Source organism: Pseudomonas sp. MYb541, from assembly GCF_037479595.1.
Taxonomy (GTDB): Bacteria; Pseudomonadota; Gammaproteobacteria; order Pseudomonadales; family Pseudomonadaceae; genus Aquipseudomonas; species Aquipseudomonas canadensis.
The window spans coordinates 84972-92962 of the sequence record NZ_JBBGYS010000025.1; the positions used below are offsets into that span (position 1 = coordinate 84972).

The 7991-nt window shown below is 63.0% G+C and carries 5 protein-coding genes; all 5 read left to right on the plus strand.

Going from position 1 to position 7991, the window contains the following annotated elements:
- Positions 1–43: 43 nt before the first annotated feature.
- The 5 genes from WH299_RS16980 (at position 44) to WH299_RS17000 (ending at position 7986) form a co-directional block, all read left to right on the plus strand.
- On the plus strand, positions 44–2569 hold the full coding sequence (locus tag WH299_RS16980; protein ID WP_339550839.1) for an acyl-CoA dehydrogenase: 2526 nt from the start codon (positions 44–46) through the stop codon (positions 2567–2569).
- Between the two features lie 149 nt (positions 2570–2718).
- On the plus strand, positions 2719–4062 hold the full coding sequence (locus WH299_RS16985) for a 3-oxoacyl-ACP reductase (protein WP_339550840.1): 1344 nt from the start codon (positions 2719–2721) through the stop codon (positions 4060–4062).
- Positions 4063–4065: 3 nt separating this feature from the next.
- The gene (locus WH299_RS16990; protein ID WP_122728257.1) at positions 4066–4956 is read left to right on the plus strand and encodes a MaoC/PaaZ C-terminal domain-containing protein; all 891 of its coding nucleotides are present in this window, start codon (positions 4066–4068) and stop codon (positions 4954–4956) included.
- On the plus strand, positions 4953–6251 hold the full coding sequence (locus tag WH299_RS16995) for an acetyl-CoA C-acetyltransferase (RefSeq protein ID WP_123476906.1): 1299 nt from the start codon (positions 4953–4955) through the stop codon (positions 6249–6251). The genes WH299_RS16990 and WH299_RS16995 overlap by 4 nt, the downstream gene beginning before the upstream one ends.
- A 31-nt stretch (positions 6252–6282) precedes the next feature.
- Positions 6283–7986 carry an AMP-binding protein gene (locus WH299_RS17000; RefSeq protein WP_122728253.1) on the plus strand — a complete coding sequence of 568 codons (1704 nt, stop codon included), beginning with the start codon at positions 6283–6285 and terminating at the stop codon, positions 7984–7986.
- Positions 7987–7991: the final 5 nt, after the last annotated feature.

Consider the following 7991-nt stretch of genomic DNA (forward strand, 5'->3'; position numbering starts at 1 on the left):
TGGCGCACGTAGGCCGTACCCTGAATCGAGTAGAGGTATCTCCATGGTTATCTGGTTATTGGTGGGTTTCGCAGCTGCGATTGCCCTGGCGTATCGACAAGCCGCTGCCCTTCATTGGTTGGGTGCAGGCCTGATCTGGCTGGCGGCGGGTTACCTGTTCAACGTGGTGGCCGGTTTAGGCGCCACTGTCGCGGCGGTACTGGTGGTCGCTCCCGCGTTGCTGATGACGATCAAACCCCTGCGCCGCACCTTGCTGACCAGCAAGGCCTTGGGCTTGTTTCGTACGATCATGCCGGCAATGTCAGACACTGAGCGCGCCGCCATCGAGTCCGGCACCGTGTGGTGGGACGCCGAGCTGTTCAGCGGCAAGCCCAACTGGCAGCGCCTGCTGCAAGCCGCACCGGCCAGCCTGAGCGCTGAAGAGCAAGCCTTCCTCGACAACGAAGTCGAAACCCTGTGCGATATCGCCAACGACTGGGAAACCACCCAGGTCTGGCAAGACATGTCGCCCGAAGGCTGGCAGTACACCAAGGATGCCGGGTTCCTCGGCATGATCATTCCCAAGCAATACGGCGGCAAAGGCTTCTCCCACTACGCGCACTCGCAGGTGGTGATGAAACTGTCGACGCGTTGCTCGGCGGCCGCCATTTCGGTGATGGTGCCCAACTCCCTCGGCCCGGCCGAGCTGCTGTTGCATTACGGCACCGATGCCCAGCGCAATTACTACCTGCCGCGCTTGGCACGGGGTGAAGACATCCCGTGCTTTGCCCTGACCAGCCCGTATGCGGGGTCCGATGCCGGGGCGATTCCCGACTTGGGCATCGTCTGCAAAGGTACCCATGAAGGCGAGGAAGTCCTGGGCTTTCGTGTGACCTGGGACAAGCGCTACATCACCCTGGGCCCGATTGCCACGGTGCTTGGCCTGGCGTTTCGCGCAGAAGATCCGGACGGGTTGCTGGGCGCTGCCGGTTCACTCGGCATTACTTGTGCACTGATCCCGACGTCCCATCCCGGCGTCAACAGTGGCCGCCGTCATTGGCCATTGAATGCGGTATTCCAGAACGGTCCCACCACCGGCAAGGATGTCTTCATTCCGCTGGAATGGGTGATTGGCGGCCGCGAACAAGTCGGCAACGGCTGGCGCATGTTGATGGAATGCCTGGCAGCCGGCCGGGCTATTTCGCTGCCGTCGGCCAACGTCGGCCTGGGCAAGGTGGCGGTGCGTGGCACCACCGCCTATGCCGCGATGCGCAAACAGTTCGGCCTGCCCATCGGCAAATTCGAAGGTGTGCAGGCGCCCCTGGCGCGCATGGCTGGACATCTGTATGCCTGCGATGCGGTGCGCAAGGTGTCGGTGGCGTCTCTGGACGCGGGTGAGAAACCGTCGGTGATCTCGGCGATCGCCAAGTACCACGTCACCGAGCGTGCGCGGATCATCGTCAATGATGGTATGGACATCGTGGCCGGCAAGGGCATCTGCATGGGCCCCAACAACTTCCTGGCCCGTGCCTACCAGCAAAGCCCCATTGCCATTACGGTGGAAGGCGCGAACATCATGACGCGCTGCCTGATCATCTTTGGTCAGGGCCTGATCCGCTGCCATCCCTATGTATTCCGTGAGATGGAAGCGGCGCGCAATCCGGACAAACGTCAAGCGCTGGAAGCCTTCGACAGCGCCATGTTCGGCCACGTGAGTTTTGTGTTGGCCAATACCGTCCGTGCTGCAGTGCATTCCCTGACAGGAGGGCGGTTGATTTCTGCCCCGGCCAAGACCGACCCGGCGCTGGCGTCCTACTACCGCCAGGCTAATCGTCTGTCAGTGGTGCTCGCGCTGATTTCGGACATTTCCATGGGCGTGCTGGGCGGTGCCCTCAAGCGCAAGGAAAGTATCACCGGGCGTTTGGGCGATATTCTGTCGCAGCTGTACATCCTGTCCTGCGTGCTCAAGCGTTTTGACGATGATGGCCGGCCCCAGGCGGATCTGCCGCTGGTGCACTGGGCGGCCCAGGACGCGTTGCTGCGGGCCCACGAAGCGCTGGCGGAAGTGCTCGATAACTACCCGTCGAAACCCGCCGCAGCGGTGCTGCGTGGCCTGACGTTCCCGTTCGGTATCCCACTGCGCAAACCCTCGGATCGTCTGCTGGCCCAAGTGGCCGAGGTGGTGCAGACACCGGGCGAAACCCGCGACCGCTTGCTGGCCAATTCCTACATCCCACGTCCGGAAATCGACAAATTGGCTTACGGCGAACTGGGTTTCCGCCTGCTGCCGCAGGTCGAGTTGATTGAGGCGCGGCTCAAGTCCGCCGTGAAGCAGGGCCTGATCGAACCGATGCCCATCTCGGCCACGGCCTTCACCGCCTGGCGTGTCAAGGCGCGCGCGCAGGACTTGATCAGCGATGACGAGGACACCTTGCTCGGCCGGTATGTGGAATACGCCGACCACGCCATCCAGGTAGATGACTTTCCGCAGGACTTCGGCTTGCTGGAGGCGTTGCAGCAGCGCAAGCAAGCGCTGGAACCGACGGCGAAACGTCGCACCAGCCAAAGCGAAAACGCCTCGGTCAATTAGGAAAATCACGGTCAAGGTGGGAGCTGGCTTGCCTGCGAAGGCATCACCTCGGTACGACTGATACACCGAGTTGCCTGTATCGCAGGCAAGCCAGCTCCCACAGGGGATCGGATTTTCACGGTCAGAATGTGTTGTGAGTGAATGTCTCTATGAGTGACAGCTACCTTTCTTTCGTCAATTCCGCCTGGGGCCGTCGCCTGGCCCAGGCCATCGGCTTGCCGCAACCCTTGCCACTGCAACGCCACCGCAGCGGCCAGCAGGGCTTGGTCAACCCGGTGATCGTCGCCGGGGCAGGGCGCCTGGCCGCCGAGGTGCAGCGGATCTTCGCGGCAACGGACACCGTCAGTGCCACCCCGGCCACGCTCAAGGCGCCGTCTACGGTGAAAGTGCAGGGCGCCGTGTTTGACGCCAGCGCCGTGGCCGACCTGCAACAGTTGGACGAGCTGTATGTGTTCTTCCACGCCAACGCCAAGCGCCTTGGCCAACACGGCCGCGTGGTGGTGCTCGGCACCGCGCCGGAACATTGCCAGGATTTGCCCCAGGCCATCGCCCAACGCGCCCTTGAAGGCTTGGTGCGCTCGCTGGCCAAGGAGCTGCGCCGGGCGATCACTGTGCAGTTGATCTACGTGGCGCCGGGAGCTGAAGACGCGCTGGACAGCAGCTTGCGTTTCTTCCTGTCGCGCCGTTCGGCCTATGTGTCGGGGCAGGTGGTGCGCCTGGAAAAAACCGTGGACGGCCCAGTCACGGTCAATTGGGACAAACCCTTCGCCGGTCGTCGCGCCCTGGTCACCGGCGCTTCCCGTGGCATCGGCCTGGCGATTGCCCAGGTACTAGCGCGGGACGGCGCGCACGTAGTGTGCGTGGATGTGCCCCAGGCCCAGACGGCGTTGCAACAGGCGGCGGACAGCGTCGACGGTTCGGCGCTGCCCCTGGACATCACCGCGACGGACGCAGCCGCACTGCTGCAGGCCCATGTCAGCCAATACGGCGCCTTTGACGTGGTGGTGCACAACGCCGGGATCACCCGTGACAAAACCATCGCAAAAATGACCGAGGCCGCGTGGCGCAGCGTACTGGCGGTGAACCTCGAAGCGCCTTTGCAGCTCAGCAATGCGTTATTGGATAGCCAAGGCCTGAATCCTGGAGGACGAATTGTCTGTGTCTCGTCGATTTCCGGCATCGCCGGCAACCTCGGACAAAGCAATTACGCCACCTCAAAGGCCGGTGTTATCGGCCTGGTGCAGGGCCTGGCACCGCGTGCATCGGCACAGCAAGTGACGGTGAATGCGGTAGCGCCGGGGTTTATCGAAACCCAGATGACCGCCAAGATCCCGCTGATGATCCGTGAGGCTGGGCGGCGCATGAATTCGCTGTCCCAGGGCGGGCAGCCGATCGACGTGGCCGAAACTATCGCCTGGCTGGCGCATCCGGCGTCCGGCGGGGTCAACGGCCAAGTCGTACGGGTGTGCGGCCAAAGCCTGCTGGGAGCCTGAGCCATGGACTACGTGACGCAGATCATTGATCCGCCGCCTTCACGCACCCGCTTGCTGCTGGACGGCGTGCGCGCCTTGCGCAAGCCCAAGCTTGACGGTGCGCCTGTGCTGCCCACGGAACGCCTGGTGCGTTCGGCAGTGGCGTTGTCTGCCGCCGACATCGCCGCCTATGGTCGTGCCTGTGGTTTTCGCCGCGAGCAGGGGGTGCCGCTGTCCTATCCCCATGTGCTGGCGTTCCCTTTGCACTTGATGCTGCTGACTCGCCCCAGCTTTCCGTACCCGGCCAGCGGCATGGTGCACCTGGCCAATCGCATCCGTCAGCACCAGCGCTTGCACGAAGACCAGGCGTTGCGCATTGAGGTGTATTGCGAGCGCTGGGTCGCCCATCCCAAGGGCCAGGCGCTGAGCATCGCCACCCGTGCCTACGGTGCCGACACGCTGGTGTGGGAAAGCGACAGCCTGTACCTGCGCCGGGACGTCAAGGACCCGGTTGGCGAACCGTGGGGTGACGTGTTGCCCTTGCAGGAGGCGGGCTTGCTGCGGACCCAGCGCTGGGTGTTGCCCGCCGACCTGGGCCGGCGTTTTGCCAAGGTTTCAGGGGATTTCAACCCGATTCACACCTCGGTGATCGGCGCCAAGCTGTTCGGCTTTCGCCGTGCTATCGCCCATGGCATGTGGACCCTGGGCCGTGCGCTCGCCGCCCAGCAACCGCCCGGTGGCCTGGACCAGGCCGAGGCCCATTGTGACTTCAAGCTGCCGATCTTCCTGCCCGGCCAGGTCGCGCTGTGGAGTCATCCGGTGACCCGCCCGCGCCGCGAGTTCGAAGTGCGCAATTTCGCGGGCGACAAACCCCATATGCGTGGCCTTTTCATCTGGAAAGAGAACCTGGAATGAGTGACTACAGCTTCAACCCGGCCCCGGTCCGCCGCGTCGCGATCATCGGCGGCAACCGCATCCCGTTTGCTCGCTCCAACACGGTGTACGCCCACGACAGCAACCAGGACCTGCTGGTCGCCGCGCTGCAAGGTCTGGTCGACCGCTACAATCTGCACGGCCAACGCCTCGGTGAGTTTGCCGCCGGGGCGGTGATCAAGCACTCGCGGGATTTCAACCTGGCCCGTGAGTCGTTGCTGTCCACCACCTTGTCGCCGGATACGCCGGCCTACGATGTGCAACAAGCCTGCGGCACCGGGCTGGAAGCCGCATTGCTGGTGGCGAACAAGATTGCCCTCGGACAGATCGAGGTGGGCATTGCGGGCGGATCCGACACCACCTCTGACGCGCCCATCGGTATCAATGAGTCATTGCGCCACACGTTACTCGCAGCCAATCGTGCCAAGGGCATGGGCGACAAGTTGAAGACGTTGCTCAAGGTCCGGCCGTCGATGTTCTTCAAACCATTGTTGCCGCGCAACGGCGAGCCGCGCACTGGCCTGTCCATGGGCGAACACTGCGAAGAAATGGCCAAGCGCTGGCAGATCAAGCGCCTGGCCCAGGATGAGTTGACCCTCACCAGCCATCAGCGCCTGGATGCGGCCTACAAGCGCGGCTTCTTCGACGACTTGATCAGCCCCCATCGCGGCCTGGCCAGGGATAACAACCTGCGCGCCGATGCCAGCCTGGAAAAGCTCGCGGGCCTATCTCCAGCCTACGACCGCCAGAACGGCACCCTCACAGCCGGCAACTCCACGCCGCTGACCGACGGCGCCTCGGTGGTGCTGCTGGCCAGTGAGGAATGGGCGGCCGCGCACGGCTGGCCGGTGCTGGCCTACCTGCGTACCGGCGAAACGGCGGCGGTGAATTTCGTCGACGGCACCGAGGGCCTGCTGATGGCTCCGGCCTATGCGGTGCCGCGCATGCTCAAGCGCGAAGGGTTGAGCTTCGATGACTTCGATTTCTTCGAGATCCATGAAGCTTTTGCGGCCCAGGTGTTGTGCACGCTCAAGGCCTGGGAAGACCCCGATTATTGCCGCGAGCGTCTAGGCTTGGAAGCGCCTCTGGGCACCATCGATCGCGCGAAGATGAACGTCAACGGTGGCTCGCTGGGCTGCGGCCATCCCTTCGCTGCCACGGGAGGCCGGCAGTTGGCGGCGCTGGCCAAGATCATCCATGAGAACGGCGGCGGGCGCGGCCTGATTTCCATCTGCGCGGCGGGCGGGCTGGGCATTACCGCCATCGTCGAAAAGTAGCTCTATCAAAAACAACAACAAGGAGACTGCCATGAACGCTGTAAGCCTGGAACACACCGAACGGATCTGGTTGAACGCTTACCTGCCCGGCGTCCCGGCGGATATCGACGCCGCTATCGAGGAATACCCGTCACTGCGCGAGGTGTTCCTGGAGCACCTGGAAAAATTTCGCGAGCGAGTGGCGTACGTCAGCATCGGCACTGAAATGACCTACGCCGACTGGCAGGTGCAAGGCTATGCCTTCGCCGCCTGGCTGCAGGGGCAGGGCGTCAAGAAAGGCGATCGTGTGGCGCTGATGATGCCCAACTGCTTGCAGTATCCGATTTGCCTGTTGGGCACGATCCTGACCGGCGCGGTGGTGGTCAACGTCAACCCGCTGTACACCTCCCATGAACTCAAGCACCTGCTCAAGGACAGCGGCGCGGAAACCGTGGTGATCTTCGAGAACTTCGCCCACACCCTGGAAAAAGTCATCACCGGCAGCAGCGTCAAGCGCGTGGTGATCGCGGCCATCGGCGACTTGCTCGGCACGTTCAAAGGGGCAGCGATGAATTTCATCCTGCGCCGTGTGCAAAAGCAGGTGCCGGCGTTCAACCTGCGCGGCTCGCTGCGCTTCAACCAGGTGCTGAAACAGGGGCGGGCGCTCACTCATTTCCCGGTGGAGATGCACCTCGACGACTTGGCCTTCCTGCAATACACCGGCGGCACCACCGGCGACGCGAAGGGCGTGATGCTCAGTCACCGCAATATCATCGCCAACCTGCTGCAAGCCAAGGCCTGGGTTGGCGACCAACTGGACCAGGACAAGCAGGAAACCAACGTCACCTTGTTGCCGCTGTACCACATCTTTTCCCTGACGGTGAATTGCCTGATGTTCATGTGCCTGGGCGGGCGCAACATCCTGATCGCCAACCCACGGGACGTGAAGCGCGTGCAGATGATCCTGCGCAAGGAGCGCTTCAACGGGATTGCCGGGGTCAACACCTTGTTTAACGGCCTGCTCGAGAACAAGGAGTTCTGCGCACGGGACTTTTCCGACCTGCGCATGGTGATCGCGGGTGGCATGGCCACGCACACGGCGGTGGCCAAGCGCTGGAAGGAAGTCACCGGGCTGCCGATCATCGAAGGCTACGGCCTCACCGAATGTTCGCCGGTGGTGAGCATCAGCCCGATCAACATTGCGCGCATGCGCGAGATGGAATTCACCGGCAGCATCGGCGTGCCATTGCCCTCGACCTGGGTGCGGTTTATCCGCGAAGACGGTGAGTTGGCTGAGGTTGGCGAGCAGGGCGAACTGCAAGTGCGCGGGCCGCAAGTGATGCAAGGTTATTGGAAACGTCCGGAGGCCACTGCCGAGGTGCTGGATGCCGAAGGGTGGTTGTCGACCGGGGATATCGGCGTGATGGACGCGCGTGGCTTTATCCGCCTGGTAGACCGGAAAAAGGACATGATCCTGGTCTCCGGCTTCAACGTGTACCCCAATGAAATCGAGGACGTGGTGGCGCTGCACCCTGGCGTGGCCGAAGTGGCGGCGATTGGCGTGGAAGATGGCGTGACCGGGGAGAAGGTCAAGATCATCGTGGTGCGCAAGGACCCGAACCTGACCCAGGAGCAGATTCTTGCGCATTGCCGGGAGTACCTGACGGGGTACAAGGTGCCGAAGTACGTGGAGTTCCGTACTACTGAGCTGCCCAAGACCACCGTCGGCAAAGTCCTGCGCCGGGCACTGCGCTAATTTGA